Genomic DNA, 20,502 nt, shown 5'->3' with positions numbered 1-20,502 from the left:
GTAATCGGTATCTTGTAGTTAATTCCTGGTGACGAGTCGTGAGGTCAGCTTTTGCCGGAGCGGGCGGCGAGGGCGTCGCGGACAGCGCGGGTGAGGCGCCTGACGTCCTCGGGTTTGGCGTCGGGATGGGCGGCGGCCTCTCCGGCCCATTTTTCCGCCTCCTCGAAGCGTTGCAGTTCGTAGTCGATGTAGGCGAGGAACAGGCGGGCCTGGCCCGGTTTTTCCAGCCCTTCCTTGCCGAGCGCCGCCTCCAGCCGCGTGCGCGCCTCTCCGATCTCCCCGAGCGAGTAGTGCAACTGGGCCAGCGAAAACTCCAGTTGCGCATCGTGCGGGAACATTCCGATGGCCCGCCCCAGCGTTTCGACGGCCTGTTTCTCCCGGTTGGCCTGCTGGCAGGCGGTCGCGAGCAGTTCCCAGTTGCGCCGGGTGTTTTCGATCGCGCCGGAGGCGAGCCCTTCTTCCAGCAGCGTGATGGCCCGGTCGTAGTTTTCCAGCGTGAGGTAGAGGGCCACGAGGCTGAAGTTTTCCTTCGGCGAATCGAGCAGGCCCTGCTGCCGGGCGCGCTCGAGCGTGAGGATCGCCCGCAGATTGTAGCGCGCGGTCTCTTTCGGATCCTTCGATTCCGAGGCGAGCCCGAAGTAGGTCGCCGCCAGTTGCTGCCAGTACTGCGCGGAGTCGGGATGGCGGCTGACGAGCAGTTCGAGCAACTCCGCGGCAGATGCCGCTTCCCCGAGTTGCTGGTGAATGGCGAGGAGCAGGATATACGGCTGGTCGCCGGGGGCGGCTTTCAGGTAAAGGCTTTCCCCGGCTTCGGCGAGGGCCTGCCGGAGCAGCCCGTGGTCGGGTTTTTCCGCATCCAGCGTGGCCAGGCTGTACAGGATCGAGGCGGCGTAGAGGCGCGCATCGAACGTGGGTTGCGGCGCGCCGGCAAACCAGAGCCGGATCTGCTCGTACGCTTTCCGGAGGAAGTCGGCGCGCCGGGCAGGGTCCTTGGCCTCGGAGCCCTCCTGGTAATAAAGCTGGCTGAGCAGGTAGCGCTGGTCGACGAGCGGTTTTTTCTCGAAGAAGCTGTAACGTTCGCCGAGCGCGAGCGCGGTCTCGAGCGGCGCGATCGCTTCGGCATACCGGTCGACCGTCAGCAGGATCTGCACCTTGATCTGCGAAAGGATGGCGCGGTCGAAGCTGTCGGCGGCCGTCCCGGGCAGCAACTGGTCGATGAGCCGGAGCGAGCCGGCGTAATCCTTCGCCTCGGTGAGCGTGCGCAGTTTGCCCAGCTCGGCAGAAACGGCGGCCGAGATTTCCTTCTTCGGCGCATCGTCGGCGGCGGCGCGGACGGAAAGCGGCGGCAACAGCGCGGCGAGAAGCGGCAGGAGGCGGAGCAGAAAAAGGCGGAGCGCGGTTTTCATGATTCAGTCCCGGGTCGGGTTGAACGAGATCGGCACCTGCATGCGGGCGTTGACGGTGGCGCCGCCTTTTTTGCCGGGCCGGAACTTCCATTTCATGACGGCGTTGACGGCCTCCTGCTCGAACTCGCGGTGACTCGAGCTGATCACGTAGGCGTCGCGCACGTCGCCGGAGGTGTCGACGATGAAACCGACCATGACCTGGCCGCCAATGCCGGCGCGGCGCATGGCGAACGGATACACGGGAGCGGACTGGAAACGCGGCGTGGGCCGCTCGTCGAGGCTGGCCAGATCGAAGAGATTGGCCATGCCGGAGCCGGCGATGCCCGTTCCCGGCCGCCCGGCGGGGATCGAGATGACCCCGGTCGGCCGCGACAGGCCCGGAGGGGGCGGGGGCTGGATTTTTTGTTCGAAGGGCGAGGGCACCGCCGAAGGCGTGTCGGTCTGCATCGGCGGCGCCAGGTCGGAAAGGTCGGCGGTCGCCTCCTCGGGCGTGGAATCGACGACCTCGGGCTCGTCGGGCTCGACCGCCGGCATCGGCATCAGCTCGATGGTCGGCACCTCCTCTTCGGCCGCGGCCACGGTTTTTTCGGACGGCTTGAGCCATTGTCCGCCAAAAACGAAGCCAGCGTGCAGGAGGATCGCTCCGATGATGCCGATGATGAGGTCGCGTTTCATGGGTCAGGTCAGCGTCCGGTGGGTCGATAGGCGGTCTCGATGGAAACCTGGGTGATGCCGGCCTTGCGGACTTCGTCGAGCGCGTTGATGGCGGCGCCGTAGCGGGCCCGGTCGTCGCCGGTGACGAGCACCCGCGGGTTCGGGTTCGAGGCCTTGTAGTTGATCAGGCGCGGGGCGATTTCCGAAATGTTGATCAGCTCGCGGTTCCAGTAGGCGGTGCCCGGCTCGGACAGTTGCAGGACAATCGTCTCGTCGTCGTTGTTCTGCTGCTGAGGCGCGGGCGTGGCCTGCGGCAGGTCCACCGGCACCGACTGGATCTTGTTCAGCGAGAGCGTGAACAGGACGAAGGTGGCGAGCAGGAAGAAGATCACATCGATGAGCGGGATGATCTCGATGCGCGCTTTCTTGACGCCGCCGCTGTGGAATCCGCCGGTTGAGCCTGACATGGTGTTCGGGTGGAGTTGGAAGTTTGAAATTGGAAGTCGGGAATTTGAAATTGGCAGTCGGGAGAGAGTGATCGTCGCCGGGAGAGGTCAGGCGCCGGGGCGCAGGCGCGTCTCGATCTTGATCCGGCTGATGCCGGCCTTGCGCACCTCGTCGATCACGTAGCGCGCCTGGGTGAACAATGCGTTCTCGTCGCCGTTGATGAGCACGTTCGGGTTGGGCTCCACCTGTTTGTACGCCTGCAAGCGCGCGATGAATTCCTCGAGCGTGACCGGCTCCTTGTCCCAGGCCAGCGTGCCTTCCTGCGTGATCGAGATCGTCACCGCATTGTCGGCGCTGCGCATCTCGCCGGTCTCGGTCATCGGCAGGGCCACGTTAAGACCCCCCGACTTGTTCAGCGAGAGCGTGAACAGGACGAAGGTGGCCAGCAGAAAAAAGATCACGTCGATCAGCGGGATGATCTCGATGCGCGCCTTCTTCGCGGGACCGGAGGCAAACTTGTCGGCTTGTAGTGACATTGCAGTTACAGATGGCAGCAGGGAAGGCGCGGTGTCAGCGGCCGGCCGCAACCGCGGCGGGTTCCCCGGCGGCGGCCTCGGCAGCCGCGGTTTTCTTGATGATGACCTCGAGTGCGTTGGACGCGTCGGAGACGTCGTGCTTGGCCGCCTCGATGCGGGTGTTGAGGATGTTGAACGGCAGCAGGCCGATGATGGCGATGCCCAGGCCGCAAGCGGTGGCGATGAGCGCCTCGCCGACGCCGCCGGTGATCTTGCCGGCATTGGCCGCGATGTCGCCGCCGCCGAGCGCGCCGAAGGTGTTCATCATGCCCGTCACCGTGCCGAGCAGGCCGAGCAGCGGCGCCGCCGTGATGCACGTATCCAGCGTGGCCATGCCCTGCTGGAACCGGGCGAACTCCCGGTTGGCCGCCCGCATGAAGGCATCGCCGAGCGAGTGTTCCTTGTGGGCGAGAGCGTAAACCAGAATCCGCGCCACGTAGTCGCGGCTGTTCTTGCCCAGCCGTACCGCGGCCTCCGTGTCGCTGGCCTCGACCTGCTCGAGCATCTTGTCGACAATGGCCGGATCGCGCGCGGATTTCTCGCGCAGCAGGAAGATCGTCCGCTCGATCACCACCGTGACCGCCAGAAACGAAACGATGAGGATCGGCCACATGATCGGGCCGCCGTGGACAAAAAGCTCCATGGGCGACTGGCCCATGAGGAAGGCAAGAGTCAGTTGATTGGTCATAAGAAGAGGCGGTGAAGACGTTGCAGCGATGACGAATGACCACGGCAGACGCCGCCGGCCCGGAAGCGCATTCCGGTTTGAAGAGCACCCGGCCTTTCCGGCTTTGTCATGTGTGGCAGAATTACTGACGACTTGTTCAGCAATTATCCGGCCAGCCCGGTGTCACTTTCGGCAGATATGTAGCACAAATCGTCGGAGATTCTGTGCTGTGTGGCACATAAGCTTCACGGAGAATTTTTTTCACCGGCGCAGCGCATGAAGAAAGACCGGGCTCGCGAGATCACGCCCGACAATTTGCAGGCCGGTGCCCAGCGGGCCCCCGCCGAGAGCCAGCGGCAGGGTCAGCACCGGCAGGCCGCCGAGACTGGCCGGCGCCGTCAGCGAAAGCAGCCGCGTGCGGTTGGCCGGGTTGCAATCGGCCTTCGCCAGCGCCACGCAAGGCGAGGCCGGCAGCACCAGAAAATCGCACGCATCGAAAAATCCGGTCCAGGCTTCGCGCAGCCGGGCCAGCGCCGCGCGGGCCGGGCCGATCTGCTCCGGCCCGAGCCGCCGCGCGCGCTCCAGGCGTTGCCACACGACCGGATCGTAACGCTCCGCAAACCGCTCCGCCCAGCCGGCATGCACCTGCCAGGCTTCGATCGCGCCGAGAACGCCATACACCTCCGCCGCCGGCGCGAAAGCCGCGCGCAGGATTGCCGCATGAGCGTCGTCGAGCGGCGGCGCCAGCCGCCCGGCCCCCGCGCGAAAGGCGGCGCTCACCTCGGGATCGAGGCCGGGCAGCTCCAGCCAGGCACCCCGCAGCGGCCGCTCGTGGCAGCGTCCGTCGCCGAGCATTTCCGCGAGCAGGATTTCCATGTCGCCGGCATGGGCGGTGAACCAGCCGGCCGTATCGTAGCCCGGGGCGAGCGGAAACGCGTCGGCAATCCACTCGTGATGAGGCACGGTGCGAAATCCGTAGAGCCCGCAAAAGGCCGCGGGCACGCGGATCGATCCGCCCGTATCGGTGCCGATGGCGAACGGAGCCAGGCCGGCGGCGACAGCCACCGCCGAACCGCTGCTGGACCCGCCCGAGGTGCGCCCGGGCGCCAGCGGGTGCTCGCAATCGCCGTAATGGGGGTTTTCCCCGGTGAGGCCGAAGGCGAATTCGTGCAGGTGGGTTTTGCCGGCGAGCACCGCGCCTTTGTCGCGCAACACGCTCACCAGCCTGCTTTCGCGCGGAGGCGCGGGGCGGACTTCCGGCAAAAAAGTCGAACCGGCCAGCGTCGGCAGACCGGCGACGTCCCACAGGTCTTTCAGGAAACAGGGCACGCCGCCGAGGGGAGAAGACCGCGGCGCGCGTTCAAGCTGCTCCGCCAGCGTGTATTCGAGCAACAGCGACGCGAGCGCGGCCCGGCGCTGGCCCGGCGCGAGGCGGTTCGCGGCCTCATGGACGCGGCGAGCGGCTTGCGCGGGCGAGAGCGCGCGCCAGGCGGCGATCGTAAGCATCGAGGGTTGCGTGGACATGCGGGCCGGGCGGGTTACAGGTGAAAACGCACCGTCACCTGGATCTCCGCGGAAGCCCCGCGCGGGAGCCCGGCGACGGCGACCGCCGCGCGGGCGTGTTTGCCGGCTTCACCGTAGAGCTGCACGAACAGATCGCTCGCGCCGTTGATGACCTGCGGGCTTTGCCCGAAGCCGGCGACGGCGTTGACGTAGCCGCCGAGGTAAAGAAATTCGCTCACCCGGTCCAGCCGGCCCAGCGCGCCCTTGATGCCGGCGAGGACGTTGAGCGCGCACACCCGGGCGGCGGCATATCCTTCCTCCACGGTGCGCTCGCCGCCCACCTGTCCGGCATGGGTGACCTCGCCGTCGAGGGTGCAGATGACGCCGGCCAGGATCAGCATGTCGCCGCATTTTCGATACGGGACGTAGTTTCCTCCCGCGGTCGGCGGGGAGGGCAGCACGAGGCCGAGTTCGGCCAGTCTGGTTTCGATCGGGTCGGTCATGGCTTAATCGAAGATGGCTTCGGGCAGGTAGGCGGTGAGGGTGGTGACGGGAGCGTTGACGAGCTGGCTCACTTTCAGGTCGAGCACCACGCTGCACAGCGTGTAGGCCATCGCGGGCGTGACGCCGAGGCGGTCCACGATGAAGGCGATGGCGCGGCGCACGGCGCGCTTGCAGGCCTCGCGCGGATTTTCGTCGGATTCGACAAAAAGGTGCCACGGCTTGCCGGCGTAGCGGGACGGCGTGAGCGGGCCGGGAGAAATCGCATAGGGGGCGGCCAGCGGACGCTGTTTGTGCACGTTGAACGTGAGCGTGACGTCCATGGGCGCCTCCATGCCGTTGATGCACACCTCGCCGTCGCCCTGGGCGGCATGGCAGTCGCCGGCGAGCACCCCCGCGCCCGGCGTGAACACCGGCAGGTGCAGCGTCGTGCCGGCGGTGAGGTGGCGCACGTCGAGATTGCCGCCGAACGCGCCCGGCGCGCGGGTGCGGAACTCGCCGGCCTCCGCGCGCTGCACGCCGATGATGCCGGCGAACGGATGCAGGTCGAGGGTCACGCCGGGGAAACTGCGGGTCCGGTTCCCGTCGAGTTTCCAGATGAAAAGATGCGGGTCGGGGAAATCGTCGGCGAGCAGGCCGAGGCCGGGAATCAGGCTCGTCCATGCCCAGCCGTGATGCCGGTAGTCCTCGATCCTGATTTCCAGCACGTCGCCCGGTCCGGCGCCGTCGATCGCCACCGGGCCAGTGAGTGCGTGGACCTTGAGCGGATCGAAGCGCGTCCGGAAATCCTCCGTCGTCCAGTCGGGCCGCACCTGCCAGCCGCTGGAGTCGGCGCACTGGAACGTGACCGTGTCGCCGGGCGCGACGGTGAGCCGCGGCGGCAGGGCGTTGTTCCAGCGATGGACGAAGGGTTCGGGAGCGAGCGTGTGGTGCATGCAGGACAGAAAATTCCGGCATCGATGAACGCAGGAACCGCGCCGGATGCGGTCGCAGTCAGCGCATTTGGCGGAATGACGACCAAACTCCAGGCCGTTCCCCCCCCCGAACACACGACACCCGCAGCCGCGGAGGGGCGCAGCCCTGCCGATGAAAAGCGCGGACCCCGGCGCCGGTGTGGTATTTATGTACGAAATCCGTCATTAACCGGCAGCCTGTCGCGGGGAAGGCGCATCTCTTTTCCCGACGCTGCGCCCGAAGCGCCGGATTGGCCCTCAAGTTGCTGAATCGGGAATCATCTCATGATTCGCCAGGAAACCGCCACCGACTGGGTGCTCATCACCCATCCCGACCACGCCCGTCTCGCCGGCCGGTTCGCCGACGCCTGGGGCAACGATCGTTTCGCCCGACCCGAACCGTATCAGGATATCCGTTACGCCGTTTATCACCATGACGACGGCTGGCTGGCGCGCGACGCCGCTCCGTCGCTCACCCCGGCAGGGTTGCCCGAGGCGTTCACCCGCACCCTGGTCGGCGCGTACAGCGCATTCGAGGAGATCGACCTGCCCGCCTATCTGGCGGTGCGCGCCCGGGCCACGGCCGAAGTGGCGGAGGTCAATCCGTACGCGGGCATCCTCGTATCGATGCACACGTACAACCTGCTTTCCGAACAGGCCGATCTGGACAGCATCCGCCCCGAACATCGCGACGCGCACGCCCGGTTTCTCGACGAACAAAAATCCTGGCAGCAGGAAACGGCCGCCCGCCTCGGGGCCGCACCGGAGGCGCTGCTGCGCGGTTTCGAGTTCCTGCAATGCTGCGACAACCTCTCGCTCATCGTCTGCTCCGGCTACGAACAGCCGCGCACGCTCCGGCACACGCACCCCGATGCCGACGGCGTGCGCCACACGATCCGGTGCGCGCCGGCGGGGGCGGACACGTACACCCTCGATCCCTGGCCGCTTGCGCCGGACAAGCTCGAACTCGAAATCCCCTGCCGGCAGGTGCCGAAAGCAGAGGCCACGACGACCGGAGCGTTTCGCGCCGCCTTTGCCGCGGCGCCGGTCGCCACCCGGCGCGTGACGTTGCGGCGTGCCGCCGCCTGAACGGAACAGGCCCGCAACCGCACCCTTTTCCCGTCATGCTCCAGCGTCTGTTCAAACTCGCCGAAAACCGCACCAACACGGGGCGCGAACTCTTTGCCGGCCTGGCCACGTTTGCCGCCATGGCCTACATCCTCGCCGTCAACCCGGCGATTCTGATGAACGGCTTCGGCGCCGATCCCGCGATCGGCAACGATCCGGCGTCGCAGTCGTTTCTGGCCGTCAAGGGCGCGCTGGTCACGGTCACCGCGCTGACCGCCGCCGTGAGCACGATCCTCATGGCGTTGATGACCAACTACCCCGTGGCACTCGCTCCGGGCATGGGCATCAACGCGTTTTTCGCCTTCAGCATCTGCCTGGGCGCCGGCGTGCCCTGGCAGCAGGCGCTGGGCATGGTGTTTGTCAACGGCTGCATCTTCCTGCTCCTCTCCGTCACCGGCATCCGGGAAAAGATCGTGAAGTGCATTCCGTATCCGCTGAAGATCGCCATCACCTGCGGCATCGGCATCTTCATCGCCTTCATCGGGCTGAAAAACGCGGGCATCATCGTGTCCAATCCCGCCACGTTTGTGTCGCCCGGCGACTTCACGCAGGGACCGGTCGCGCTCGCGCTCGGGGGCATCGTTCTCGTGCTGGTGCTCGTGGCGCGGCGCGTGCCGGGTGCGATCGTCATCGGCATCATCGCCACCACCCTGGTCGGGCTGGTGGTGCCGGATGGCGAGGGCGGCCGCGTCACGCGCCTGCCCTCGTCGCTCTTCGCCCTGCCGGCCTCGCCCGCCCCGGTGTTCCTGCAGCTCGAATTCGGTTTCCTCGCCAGCCTCGAGACCTTCCTGAAAATCCTTCCGCTGCTCCTCACGTTGCTGCTGGTCGACATGTTCGACAATCTCGGCACCCTGATCGGCGTGACCAAGCGCGCCGGTTTCCTCGACAAGAGCGGGCATCTCCCCAAGGCCGGACGCGCGCTGGTGGCCGATTCGATCGCCGCGATTCTCAGCTCGCTTTTCGGCACGTCCACGGTGGTCAGCTACATCGAGAGCGCCTCGGGCGTGGAGGCGGGAGGCCGCACCGGGCTCACGGCCGTGTCCACCGCGTTGCTCATGCTGCTGGCGCTCTTCCTGACGCCGCTCATCCTGGTGGTGCCGGCGGCCGCCACGGCGCCCGCGCTCGTGGTGGTCGGCGTGTTCATGCTCCAGTCGGTGACGGAAATCGAGATGACCGACTTCCGGATCGCCGCCCCCGCCGCGCTCACCATCGTCGGCATCCCGCTCACGTTCAGCATCGCCGAAGGCATCGGCTTCGGGCTCATCGCGGCCGCGGTGCTCGCGGTCGCCACCGGCAAGCCGCGCGGCTTCACCATCACCGGATATGCGATCGCGGCGGTTTTCTTTCTGGAGTTCTTCCATATCTTCCCGTTCAGCGGCTGAGCCGCGCCTTTTTCCTTATGTCTGTTTCCGCTCCGATCCTGCCTGATTCCGCCGCGACTCCCGATTTCGACGAGCTGATCGCCCGCTTCCAGCACGCGTCGGGCTCCGTGCTCGAACCCCGGCCGTTCGACGACCGTCCTGTTTACGGCACTACCCTGTACATTGCGACCTGCACGCTCGACACCCGTTTCGGCTACTTCCGCGCGCACATTTTCCAGGACATCATCGACAAGCACTACATCATCGCGCTCGTCCACGGCGACATCGTCAACGCCACCACGCTCTACACCCGCCTGCACTCCTCGTGCATCACGAGCGAGACCCTGCGCGGCGGCGATTGCGACTGCGTCCAGCAACTCGAAGGCGCGTTCCGGGTCATCGCCGGGAAGGGCAACGGCATCCTCTTCTACCTCATGCAGGAAGGCCGCGGCGTCGGCTACATGGGCAAGGCCCGCGACCGCATGCTCGTGCAGGCCTCGCTCGACCAGCTCTCCACCTTCGCCGCCTACTCTGCGATGGGACTCAAGAAAGACCACCGCAACTACGAGAACATTTCCCACATCTGCTACCTGCTGGGCATCCGCGCCTCCTTCATCGTGCTCACCAACAATCCCGACAAGGTGGAGGCGATGAAATCCCAGGGGCTCGCCATCGCGGGCACCGAGGCGCTGGAGTTCGAGCCCTCGCCCTTCAACCTCGCCTACCTCACCTCGAAAGCCGCCGGCGGGCACAGCCTGAAGCGTCCGGCGATGACGGAGGTGAAGCGCGCGCTCCCGCCCGAGCCGGTCATCCCGTTCAAGCCCCATGCTCTCCCCGAGGCGCGCCGCTTCATCTACGCGGCCAGCTACTTCCTGCCGGTGAAGCCGGTGGACAACGACATCCTCATCACGGAGGCGCGATTCAGGGAACTTTTCCGGTACGATGCCCTGAGCCGCTACACGGCCGGCTCCCACCCGCCGGTGCTTGATTGCCGGGCGATTCGCGGGAACCGGTTCTTCGTCAGAATCTCCGTCGACAACTTCAACCTCTTCAAGCGCGACAACCCCGACGATCCCGTCCTCGACCTGCTGACCACGCCGTACTGGTTCCGCGTGCACGTCTATTACGACATCGTGACGTCGCAGGATTTTGTCGTGCTCACGCACGGCACCCCGCAGATCCATGACCTGCCCGTCGTGCGCGTGCACAGCGAATCGCTCTTCAACCGCTTCCCGCTGCGCACGGTGGAAAACCGCGACAAGCTGAAGCAGTCGGTCAAACACATCGTCACCTACGGCGTCGGCGCGATGCTGCTGCTGCACAACGACGGCCGCGGCGCCGGTTTCGGCGCCTACGCGACCGACCGCATGATGACCGACTCCAACCAGGCGCTCTCCTCCGACGAAGCCTACCGCAAGCTCGGCGTCGGCTACGACAGCCGCGACTACGACTGCTCCATCATCCTTCTGCGCCACCATATCCCCAACGAAAAAATCCAGATGGTGATGAACTCGCCGACCAGCCTTGTCAGGAAACCCGAATACGCCGAGGCTCTCAACCGCCACAAGATCGATGTGGAGCGGTGGATCTTCCTCGAAGGCGAACCCGCCTCCCCCGCCCATGCCTGACGCCCCTTCCGATCCGCTCGGCCACGACCTGCTCGCGCACCGGCTCGCGCAGATTCCCGCCGTGCTCGCCGGCATGATCGACCGCGGCCAGACGCCGCTGAAACCGGCCACCCTCGGCGCGCACCGCTTCATCATCACCGGCACCGGCAGCTCCGAGGCGCACGCCCGTTACCTGACGATGCTGGTCAACCTCCACACCGATCGCGCCGCCGCCTACCTGCCGCTCTCCGGTTTCGTGGACCTGCGCCGCGACGCCTTCGCGGGCAAGACCCTCGTCGTCTTCTCCCAGGGCGTTTCCCCCAACGCGCAGATCGCGCTCAACCGCCGCAAGGATTTCGCCCACTGCGTGCTCTTCACCGCGACGACCCCCGACGCCGCGCTCGCCGCGGGCAAGCGCGACCGCGCCGCGCTTCTCCGGAGCCTCCTCGATGACGGCGGCGAGCGGGTGGAGTTTCCCCTCGCCGAGGAGTACACCACGCTCATCCGCTTCGTCGGCCCGGTCGCCGGCTACCTCGCCGCGCTCCAGTTTGTGGCGCAACTGGCCGGCTGCCGCTTCCCGTCGCCCTCCGCCGATGTGATCCTGCCGTTGCTGGACGCGCCCGCCCCTCCCGCGCTGCTCGATGCCATGCTCCGGCTGCCCAGCGCCTTTTCCCAGGGTTTCAACATCGTCACCGCCGCGCCCATTTCCGACTTTGCGCAAAACCTCGCCTGCAAGTTCATGGAGGGCCTTTTCTGGCCCTGCCCGCCCATCTCCGACTTTTTGCAGTTTGCGCACGGCCCGTTCCAGCAGATGAACGCCCACCCCAAGCCCGTGATCATCCTGCAGGGCGACTCCCCCGCCGAGGCCGACCTGGTGGACCGCAGCGTGCGCATGCTCGGCGAGGTCGGCCTGAGCGCCTTCGTCGTGCAGGTGAACGCGCCGCCCCTGTATTCAATTTTCGGATTCGAGGCCGCGCTCAACGCGCTTGTCTTCGCCGTCATGCGCCACCTGCGCGTCGACCAGGTCAACTGGCCCGGGAAAGGCCGCGACGACCTCCTCTACGGTTTTTGTCCCGACGCCTGAAGCCGCCTCCGCCCCTCCCGGCAGCACCAGGTTGAGGACCAGCGCCGTCACCCCGCCTGCCGCGATGCCGGATTCGAGGAGCGCCCGGAGCGCGCCCGGCAGCTCCGCCAGCCACCCGGCCTGCGTCGGCGCCCCCAGCCCGACCGCCAGCGCCAGCGCCACGACGAGCGCATCGCGCTGGCCCACGCCCCGGCTCGCGATCAGCCGCAGGCCCGACACCGCCACCAGCCCGAAGAGCAGCAAGGCCAGCGCCCCGAGCACCGCCGGCGGCATGGCCGTCACCCAACGGCCCACCGCCGGGAAAATCCCCAGCAGCGCGAGGATCAGCGCCATGAGCGGACCGATCCGCCGGCTCGCGACCCCGGTGATCTGGATCACGCCGTTGTTCTGCGCGTAGGTGGTGCTCGGGAAACCGCCCGCCAGCGCCGACAGCAGGCTCGTGAGGCCGTCGGCAAAAATCCCGCCGCGCAGGCGCGCCCGGTGATCCGCCCCCTCCGCCGGCAGCCCCGAGAGCTGGGCGGTCGCGGTCATGTCGCCCATCGCCTCCAGCACGGACACGAGATAGATGAACGCAAACGGCGGCACCAGCGACCAGTCGAAGGCAAACCCGTGCGGCATCCAGCGCGGCAGGGTGATCCACGATCCGTCGCCCGCGACCGGCGCGGCCAGCCATCCGCCGAGGCCGCAAACCCCGTAACCGGCCGCCACCCCGAAGAGCACGCCGCCCACCCGCGCCCACGGACGCCCCGCCGCCTGCGCGCCCAGCACCACCGTGATGACGACCATCGCCACCAGTCCCCCGGCCCACACCGGCGCATCCGGACCGGCTGGCGCCACGATGCCATGCATGGCCGACGGGATGAGCGACAGGCCGATCAGCAGCACCACCACCCCCGACACCAGCGGAGTGAACACGCGGCGCAGTTTCGGCAGAAACGGCGCGATCACCAGTTGCACCGGCGCGGTGACGAGCGACATGCCGAACATCAGCGCCAGTCCCCCCGCCTGGCCGGCCAGCACCAGCGGTTGCAAAAAGGAAAAACTCGTCCCGGTCACGCTCAGCAGCCCCGAACCCACCGGCCCCGGCCGCAGCGTCTGCAACAACGTGCCCAGGGCCGAGGCCAGCAGCGCCATGCTCACGAAGTAAGCCGTGTCGGCCGGGTTCCATTTCAGGATGCCCGCGAGGATGAGCGGCGGGGTGATCGTGCCCACCACCATCGCGGCCACATGCTGGAGGCTCACCAGCACGGCCGGGCCGGGCGGCACCCGCTCTTCCAGGCCATAAACCAGAGAGGGCGCGTGGGGCGCGGGATCGTCGGCGGTGTGCACGCGGCCTGCGAAGCACATTGCGCACCAGTATCCGCCGCGGCTGGCACCCCGTGTGCTGGATCACCGGCAATCCCCTGCCCTCCGTCTCCCGCCGGGGCGGCAGGCCGGCGATTTTTCCCATGCAACTGCCCGCTCATGTCGACCTCCTCTACACGTCCTCCCGGATCGACGCCCGCCTCGGCGAGCTCGCCGGCGTCCTCGATGCCTGGGCCGCCGGGTCGCAGGCCGAAACCGGCCGGATGCTGATTGCGGTCTGCGTGCTGCGCGGCGGCGTGTTTTTCTTTTCCGATCTGCTCCTGCACATGCGGGCCTCCGTGGAGCCGGGATTTTGCCGCGCCTGGAGTTATGCCAAAAACAGGAATGGCGAACCCGGGGAAACCGTCCGCATGGAATGGCTCGGGCTCGATGTGAAGGACCGCGACGTGGTGCTGGTCGACAACATCTGCGACAGCGGCCGCACGCTCGGCGTCGCCTCGGAATGGCTGCGCGGCCGGGGCGCCCGCACGGTGCGCACCGCGGTCATCGTGCACCGCCTGCGGCCGGATTCGCAACACACGCCCACTCTCGCCGGCTTCGTTTATGCCGGCTCCGAATGGCTGGTCGGCTACGGCCTGCGCGACCGCGAGGCCGGCATGATGAACACGCGCGTCATCTGCTCCCTGCGGCCGGAGCCGGCTCCTCCTCTACCCGCACATAATCCGCCGGGCTGAACGCGGGAAACGTGACCGCATAAAACTCCAGCCCCTCGTCCGCCGCCGCAGTCAGCGCGTGACGCGACCCGGGCTTCATCACGACCACCGTGCCCGCGCGCACCGGGGAGGATTTGCCGTCCAGCACCACCGTGCCGCGTCCCGCGATGATCAGGAAAATTTCCTCGCCCACCCGGTTGTAGCTCAGGCCGGTGCCCCGCCCGGGCGCGAGGGCGAAGCGCGCGATGCTGTAGTCACCGGTCCTCGCCTGGCCCTCGCGCCCGACGAGTTCGCGCAACTCCACCCCGGGCGCCACCGCGATCCTGTCCGCCGTCTCCGGATCGAAAACGACGGACTGTTTTTCGGCAGCCGGCGCGGCCGGGGCGGTGGTCACCGTCGGCGGACGCCTCAAAAATTCCTCGCGGGTCAGCTCCGCGATCAGGCCGGCCCGCTCCGGCCAGCCCGCCTGCAACTCGTCCCGGTAGCCCGGCTCGTAATCGGCGTAGTCGAAGCCCGGCGCCAGTGTGCATCCGAAAAGCGAATACGCCCCGGGCGAGTCCGTCAGCGGGCGCGCCCCCATCCACACGCCCGCCGGCACGGCGAACTGCGGCCTTTGCCCGCCGGCCACATCCGGCCCCATCACGACCACCTCGCTCCGCCCTTCCGGATGGAGCAGCACCAGCTCGAGCGGATCGCCCGCGTAGAAATGCCAGACCTCGTCGGTCCGCAGCCGGTGCAGGGCCGAAAAATCCGTCCGCGTCACCAGGGCATAAATCGCGCTGCCGGCGAGCCGTGACGCGCCGTAGCGGGAGGGCAGTCCGCCGGCGGGGAGCCGGTCGGCGCTCTGCCAGGCGAGCGCAAACCATGCTCCCTCGGACGGGATTTTCTCCATGCGGAGCCGGGCGATGAGTGTTTCCGCAGTCATGTCGGATCGGGCGAAGGCGAAGGCGGGAAACGCCAGCCAGCAGACGACGAGGAAACGCAGCATGGCCGAAGCAGGCAAACGGGAAGTTTTCGCGGCGCAGGGACGACGGATTCCGGAACCTAGAACCGGCAGGTGACGGTGAACTCGGTGCGGATGCCGGGATCGGCGAGGATGGAGCCGTTGCCATAGGTGGCGTTGGGCGGGGACCAGTTCTTCTCGTCGGTCAGATTGAGCACCGCGATGCGGAAATCCCAGTTCTTGTAAGTATAGAAGACGCTGGCATCGATCTGGAACTGCCAGGGAATGACCAGCGTGCCTTCCCAGTTGTTGTTGATCTTGCTGTGAAGTGTGCCGTTGAGAGACGCGCCGAAGCCGTTGTCGAATGTATACGAAACCAGCGCGTTGAACTGGTGATCGGGGAGGCCCTGGGATTCGAAGGTCCGGCGGCCGCCGGCGAAACCCACCGAGTTGCCGCCCCCGGGCAGCCCGTCCGAACCGATGTCGACAAAACCGCTCGTGTCGATGCTGGCCGTCGAGTCGATGTAGCCGTAGGAGAACGTCGTGTAAAAGTTCCGGTTGGGCTGGTAGTTCACCTCGAACTCGACCCCCTTGTTGGTGTAGTCGATCAGGCTGCCGCCCTGGGGCCGGCGGGAGAACGTCTGGTAATAGAGCGCCGCCCCGAGGAAGAGCTTGCCGTCGAGCAGGGAAAGCTTGGCCCCGACCTCGTAGAGCTCGGCCGTGCGCCGGAAATCGTCCTTGTCGAGTTCGCCCGTGGCGGAGGCGAGGTAGCCGCCGCCGTTGGCCTCGGCGCCGGAGGTGTTCTTGCTGTAGTTGTAAGTGGCGTAGGTGCTGAGCCTCGAGGTGACCTTGTAGAGCAGACTGGCATTGAGGTTGGGCAGCACCACGGTGACGGAGTCTTCGGTCGCGGACGAATCCGTGTTCTGCGTGTTGACGTGGAGCACGTCGGCGCGCGCTCCCGTGAGGAGACTCAGTTTGTCGGCCAGCTTCCAGGTCGCCTGGGCAAAGGGCGCGCCGCTGATGCCCCAGGAATCGCTGCCGTCACCGCTGCCGGGAGCGATGCCGTAATAACGGTTCGAATACCCGGGAACGGGCAGGCGATCCGTGCCGATCGAGGCCCAGAAGGCATCGGCGAGGTAGGCATCGATGTAGCGGTGATCCTGCGTCAGGTCCCACACGTTGGCCGGCTCGAAACCGAAGTCGCTGTAGGATTTGACATGCGTGTAACGTGCGGCGACGCCGTAGTTGATTTTGTGTTCGCCGAGATTCTGCTGGAACTCGAGGCGCGACTCGAAGGTGATCGAGGGATCGATGATCTCGGAGTAATAATACGAGCTGAGCGTCTCCCGGCGCGTCCAGGTGAAAAGGTTGTTGTTCACCACGGTGAGATCCGGGTTGGCGGAGACCGTCTGGATCGCCTGCAGCTTGAAGTTGCGGGCCGTCGAATTGTCGCCGGGCTTGAGCAGGCGGGTGTGACGGTTGATCTTCACGGTGGGACCGGACCAGTCCATGGTGTCGCCGAACGGATTCTCGCCACGGACGTTCGCGGCGTTCTGGGGGTCCGAGGGCGAGGCGGAGGTGCCGTTGTTGACGTTCGTACCGGTCTGGTACCGGCCGTGGTCGATGAGGTCCTGGGTGGGCCGGTTGATGCCGAAGTTTTCCGTGTACTCCATGTACGTCGCCTGGGCGTTGATGAAAAGCTCGTAGCGGTCGTTGGGCCTCCAGGTGAGCGCGGCGTAGAGGGACTGGGTCTTGCGGTATTCGTCATCATAATACCCGTCGCTGTCCTCGCCGAAATAACTGACGCGCGTGGCCACCTTGTCCGAGACGGGAAGGTTGTAATCCAGCCCCCAGCGCAGGGTGCTGTAACTGCCGACGGTGGCGAAGATGCTGCCCTCGCTTCCGGCGAAGCTCGGCCGCTTGGTGACGAGATCGACGTAGCCGCCCACGTAGGCGGACACGCCCTGGACGGCCGTGGCGGGCCCTTTCACGATGTTGACGGATTCGACGGCGTTGAAGTCGATCGGCATGCCGTTGCCGTTGCTCGTGATGCGCTCGCGCATGCCGTTCTGGAACACATCGGCGGAGGAGCCGCGGATGTCCGGATTGCCCGGCGCGCCGAAGTTGGTGCGCGTGTAGGAGCTGGACGTGAGCTTGGAAAAATCGCGCACGTCCTTGATGCTGATCGCGCTCAGTTGCTCGCGCGAGATGATGGTCACGTTGCGCGGGATGTCGGTGATGTTGTCGGCCATGCCGAACACCGAGGTGAACGGGCGGGAGGTCGGCATGATGTTCTCCTCGATGGGCACGGTGCTGACCTCGAAGGTTTCGAGCTTCACGACCTCTTCGCTGGCAGGCGTGGAGGCGGGAGCGGAGGCGGGCGGCGTTTGCGCCATCAGCGGAGAGCCGATGATCCCCAGGGCCGTCAGCAGAGCCGGATAGTTTTGCTGCGTCTTCATTTGGTTTTGTTGGTTGGCGGGATTTGCCAAATCGTCAGCACCGGGTGTGCCACCGCCTGCAATCGTCACCCCCGGGGCTGGTACTTATTGATCGAAAAGTGGTACTTGTTGCATCCCGGGGATCGTCACCAGGCCCCGGTCGGTGATCCGTATTTCCGGGATGACCGAGAGGGGAATCAGGTTGAAGCCCATGTAGGGGAGGACGCATCCGGCTGCGGCCCAGGCCTTTTTCAGCCGCGTGGTTTCCCGGGCGACGACCCGCGCGCGCCGGTCGGAAATCAGGCCGGCCACGGGCAGGGCCACGCGGGCCACGACGCGATGCCTGCGCACCACGCACACTCCGCCGCGCATGGCCTTGAGGGTGTCGAGAGCGAGGCGCATGTCGGCCTCGTTCGTCCCGGCGATGATGAGGTTGTGCGCATCGTGCCCCACCGAGCTCGCCACCGCGCCGTCGCGCAGGCCGAAATCCTTGAGCAACCCGTGCGCCACCGCTCCCGACCGGCCATGCCGCTCGATCACGGTCACGAAACACAGCCCGTGCCTCGCAAGATGGTCCGCCCAGGACGGCGCCGGCTCGAGGCGGATTTTGTCATGGAAAAGAATGATGCCGGGCAACGCGGTGCGGATGACGTTGGCCGTGACCGGACCCTTCGGCAGCGGCGGCACGAGCGGCTTCCGGCGGCCGGTCCGGATCGTCCGGTAGGCCGCGCGCGGATACCGGTAGGGCCGGGAGAGCGCCGCCTCCAGCAGCGGAGTGATCTTGCGGTTTTTCACCACCAGCTCGCCGCCGTACCATGTGCATTGCGGCTCCAGCGCATCGTTCAACAACACCAGGTCCGCCCGCCGGGCCGGGGCGATGCCGCCGATCTCGCCGTCCATGCCGTAACGCGTCGCCGGGTGCAGGGAGCCCAGGCTCCAGGCCGTAACCGGAGCGAGCCCGGCCGCCACGGCCTGCCGCGTCACCCAGTCGAGGCCGAACAGGAACAGGTCGTCGGCATCGCGGTCGTCGGTGCACACGCAGACGCGTTTGGGCGACGCGCCGAGCTCGGTGACGGCCTTGATCGCGTGGGGCAGCGAGTGCCAGGGCGTGGTCGGCGGGCCTCCGCGCAAGAATACCCAGAAGCCGTTTTCCAGAAAATCGTCGGCGATCTCCCGGTCGATGGCCTCGTGCGTGTCGGTGATCCCGCTGGCGGCGCCGGCGGCCACGAACTCGCGCCCGTAGATGTGCCCGCAGACGGGCCGGCCGCGCCGGAGCGCCTCGGCGAGGATCGCGTGGCTGCGCGGATCGCCCGCCGCCACCTGCACGAAGTCCATTTTCTCGCCGAGGGCGACCGCCTCGGGCCAGCGGTCGAAGAGCCGGCCGATTTTCTCCGGCGTGAGGTCGCCGCCGGCAGTCTCGAACTGCGGGCCGGTGGCAGGCACCGTGCTCGGCACCGTGAGATAGATCGAGAGCGGCGCCCGGCGCGCATCCTCCAGCATCCACCCGATGCCGGCGGCGTCGCACACGTTGCCGATCTCGTGGCTGTCGCAAAAAATCGTGGTGGTGCCGTTCAGGAGCGCGCCCTCCGCATAGGCGCAGGCCGTCATCATGCTGCTTTCGATGTGCACATGCGGATCCACCAGTCCGGGCGCGAGAAGGCCGCCGCGCGCGTCGAAACGTTTGACGCCGCTCCCGTGCAGCGCCCGCGCCGCGCCCGCCGGCTTCACTGCGGCGACCCGACCCGACTTGATCCACACTTCCCGCGCCTCGTGGATGCGCTCCGTGTACGTGGAAAGAATCCGCGCCCCCGTGATGACGAGATCCGGCGCCTCGCGGCCCGTCGCCACGGCGGCGAGCGCGCGAGTCAGTTGATGAAGCGGGGCGACACTGAAACGGGTGAGACTCATGCCCTGCCCCACAGCACCGTCAATGCCAGCAAACCGCGCGAAGCAGGATGGCGCTCAACCTGCTTCTTCCGCATACCCGCACCATGCCTGAAATCCGCGACTGCCTCCTCCTCCACGGCCCCGGTCTCGAAGCCCGCCGCTGCGCCCGCTTCGCGTGGGAGCACGACACGATCACCGCGCTGGAGCCCGGCCCGCCCTGCCTCCAGCTCGACGCGGGCGGCCTGGTCGTGATCCCGGGCCTGACCAACGGCCACACGCACATGGGCGACAGTTTTTTGCCCGACGGCGCCACCGGCCTCACGCTGGAGGAAGGTTTTTTCCGGCCCCACGGTTACAAGTACCGCGAACTGGCCAGGATGACCGAAGAAGAACACTTGCCGCACATGATTGCGCACCTGCAGTACATGGCGCGTACCGGCACCGTGCGGCATCTCGATTTTCGGGAGCAGGGCGCGGCCGGCGCTTCGCTGCTCCGCAAGGCCGCCGACACGACCGGCGTGGAATCGGTGATCCTCGGCCAGTTCAACGACGCTCCTTTCACGGCCGCCGAACTTCGGGCCAATCGCGCCGGCCTGCCGGAAACGGCCCGGGCCGAACTCGCGGCCATGCTGGCGGTGGCCGACGGTTTTTCCGAGAGCACGATGAACGACCTCACCGATCCGGCCTGGCGGGAAATCCTCGCCGCGACGGCCGCGGGCGGAAAACTCCGCGCCATCCACTGCCTCGAAAACGCCGGCTACCGCGAAACCTCGCTGCAGGTGACCGGCCGCGGCGATCTGGAGCGGGCGTTGTCGGTCCTCGATGCCGACCTCATTGTCCATCTTACCGTGGCCAATGCGGACGAGATCGACCTGTTCGCGCGCAGCGGCAAGACCGGCGCGATCAACCCGCGGGCCAACGCCAACCTCGGCCTGCCGCTGCCTCCCGTCGCCGCGCTGCTGCGCGCCGGCGCCCGCCTGCTCCTCGGCACCGACAACGGCCTGCTCAACTCTCCCTCGATGCTCGCCGAGCTGGATTTCACGTACAAGATCGCGAAATCGCAGTTCGGCAACGCCGTCGATCCCGACCCGCGCGAGATCCTGAAAATGGCGACCGCCAACATCCGCCCGCTGTTGCAGGGCGATGTTTACGGCTGGCTGGAGGCCGGGCTGCCGGCGGATTTCGTGGTGCTCGATTTCAACCGGCCCCACCTGCGCGCGACGCGCCACGTGATCGCCAGCGTGCTCACGCGCGTCACGCCCGCCGATGTGCTCGCGACCTACCGCCAGGGCCGCGCGCTCTGGCGCGACCCGCAATGGACGGCGTGAGG

Annotated in this window: 18 protein-coding genes; 6 read left to right on the top strand and 12 right to left on the bottom strand. The window is 67.0% G+C overall.

Annotated elements, in window-relative coordinates; genetic code table 11:
* Positions 1-44: 44 nt before the first annotated feature.
* The 8 genes from OPIT5_10850 to OPIT5_10815 form a co-directional block, all read right to left on the bottom strand.
* A complete protein-coding gene (locus OPIT5_10850) occupies positions 45-1,406 on the bottom strand; it encodes a hypothetical protein (protein AHF90626.1) in 1,362 nt (453 codons plus the stop codon).
* Positions 1,407-1,409: 3 nt separating this feature from the next.
* Positions 1,410-2,081 carry a biopolymer transporter TonB gene (locus OPIT5_10845; protein AHF90625.1) on the bottom strand — a complete coding sequence of 224 codons (672 nt, stop codon included), beginning with the start codon at positions 2,079-2,081 and terminating at the stop codon, positions 1,410-1,412.
* 8 nt (positions 2,082-2,089) lie between these two features.
* The gene (locus OPIT5_10840; GenBank protein ID AHF90624.1) at positions 2,090-2,527 is read right to left on the bottom strand and encodes a biopolymer transportern ExbD; all 438 of its coding nucleotides are present in this window, start codon (positions 2,525-2,527) and stop codon (positions 2,090-2,092) included.
* Between the two features lie 87 nt (positions 2,528-2,614).
* Positions 2,615-3,043, bottom strand: a complete 429-nt coding sequence (locus tag OPIT5_10835; GenBank protein ID AHF90623.1) for a biopolymer transportern ExbD — start codon at positions 3,041-3,043, stop codon at positions 2,615-2,617.
* 34 nt (positions 3,044-3,077) lie between these two features.
* Positions 3,078-3,770, bottom strand: a complete 693-nt coding sequence (locus OPIT5_10830; GenBank protein ID AHF90622.1) for a flagellar motor protein MotA — start codon at positions 3,768-3,770, stop codon at positions 3,078-3,080.
* 240 nt (positions 3,771-4,010) lie between these two features.
* Positions 4,011-5,273 (bottom strand): amidase, encoded by a 1,263-nt coding sequence (locus OPIT5_10825; GenBank protein ID AHF90621.1) that lies wholly within the window; start codon positions 5,271-5,273, stop codon positions 4,011-4,013.
* Between the two features lie 14 nt (positions 5,274-5,287).
* On the bottom strand, positions 5,288-5,755 hold the full coding sequence (locus OPIT5_10820) for an endoribonuclease (GenBank protein ID AHF90620.1): 468 nt from the start codon (positions 5,753-5,755) through the stop codon (positions 5,288-5,290).
* 3 nt (positions 5,756-5,758) lie between these two features.
* Positions 5,759-6,688, bottom strand: coding sequence for an acetamidase (locus OPIT5_10815; protein ID AHF90619.1), 930 nt, complete (start codon positions 6,686-6,688; stop codon positions 5,759-5,761).
* Between the two features lie 303 nt (positions 6,689-6,991).
* Between OPIT5_10815 and OPIT5_10810 the strand changes: the two genes are divergently transcribed.
* The 4 genes from OPIT5_10810 to OPIT5_10795 are packed head-to-tail and all read left to right on the top strand — an operon-like array spanning position 6,992 to position 11,886.
* Positions 6,992-7,795, top strand: a complete 804-nt coding sequence (locus OPIT5_10810; protein ID AHF90618.1) for a hypothetical protein — start codon at positions 6,992-6,994, stop codon at positions 7,793-7,795.
* Between the two features lie 35 nt (positions 7,796-7,830).
* The gene (locus OPIT5_10805; GenBank protein ID AHF90617.1) at positions 7,831-9,216 is read left to right on the top strand and encodes an adenine permease; all 1,386 of its coding nucleotides are present in this window, start codon (positions 7,831-7,833) and stop codon (positions 9,214-9,216) included.
* 17 nt (positions 9,217-9,233) lie between these two features.
* Complete coding sequence (locus OPIT5_10800) at positions 9,234-10,823, top strand: GTP cyclohydrolase (protein AHF90616.1); 1,590 nt, start codon at positions 9,234-9,236, stop codon at positions 10,821-10,823.
* Positions 10,816-11,886: a creatininase gene (locus tag OPIT5_10795; GenBank protein AHF90615.1), complete on the top strand. Its 1,071-nt coding sequence runs from the start codon at positions 10,816-10,818 to the stop codon at positions 11,884-11,886. The genes OPIT5_10800 and OPIT5_10795 overlap by 8 nt, the downstream gene beginning before the upstream one ends.
* On the opposite strand, the gene OPIT5_10790 is transcribed toward OPIT5_10795, so the two are convergent.
* Complete coding sequence (locus OPIT5_10790) at positions 11,755-13,233, bottom strand: uracil-xanthine permease (protein AHF94290.1); 1,479 nt, start codon at positions 13,231-13,233, stop codon at positions 11,755-11,757. The two genes, OPIT5_10795 and OPIT5_10790, sit on opposite strands and share 132 nt — an antisense overlap.
* 101 nt (positions 13,234-13,334) lie before the next feature.
* Here OPIT5_10790 and OPIT5_10785 point away from each other — a divergent pair, with 101 nt between their 5' ends.
* Entirely contained in the window at positions 13,335-13,925 is a 591-nt protein-coding gene (locus OPIT5_10785) for a phosphoribosyltransferase (protein AHF90614.1), read from the top strand.
* Here the strand turns inward: OPIT5_10785 and OPIT5_10780 are convergent.
* The 3 genes from OPIT5_10780 to OPIT5_10770 form a co-directional block, all read right to left on the bottom strand.
* Positions 13,864-14,829 carry a cupin gene (locus OPIT5_10780; GenBank protein ID AHF90613.1) on the bottom strand — a complete coding sequence of 322 codons (966 nt, stop codon included), beginning with the start codon at positions 14,827-14,829 and terminating at the stop codon, positions 13,864-13,866. The genes OPIT5_10785 and OPIT5_10780 overlap by 62 nt on opposite strands.
* Before the next feature lie 119 nt (positions 14,830-14,948).
* Positions 14,949-17,306 (bottom strand): TonB-denpendent receptor, encoded by a 2,358-nt coding sequence (locus tag OPIT5_10775; GenBank protein ID AHF90612.1) that lies wholly within the window; start codon positions 17,304-17,306, stop codon positions 14,949-14,951.
* A gap of 84 nt (positions 17,307-17,390) precedes the next feature.
* Positions 17,391-19,193 (bottom strand): adenine deaminase, encoded by a 1,803-nt coding sequence (locus OPIT5_10770; GenBank protein ID AHF90611.1) that lies wholly within the window; start codon positions 19,191-19,193, stop codon positions 17,391-17,393.
* Positions 19,194-19,240: 47 nt separating this feature from the next.
* Here OPIT5_10770 and OPIT5_10765 point away from each other — a divergent pair, with 47 nt between their 5' ends.
* Positions 19,241-20,500 (top strand): amidohydrolase, encoded by a 1,260-nt coding sequence (locus OPIT5_10765; protein AHF90610.1) that lies wholly within the window; start codon positions 19,241-19,243, stop codon positions 20,498-20,500.
* Positions 20,501-20,502: the final 2 nt, after the last annotated feature.

It is taken from the genome of Opitutaceae bacterium TAV5, assembly GCA_000242935.3.
Lineage (GTDB): Bacteria > Verrucomicrobiota > Verrucomicrobiia > Opitutales > Opitutaceae > Geminisphaera.
The sequence above is the reverse complement of the archived record's forward strand: the minus strand, read 5'-3'. Positions and strand labels throughout refer to the sequence as shown.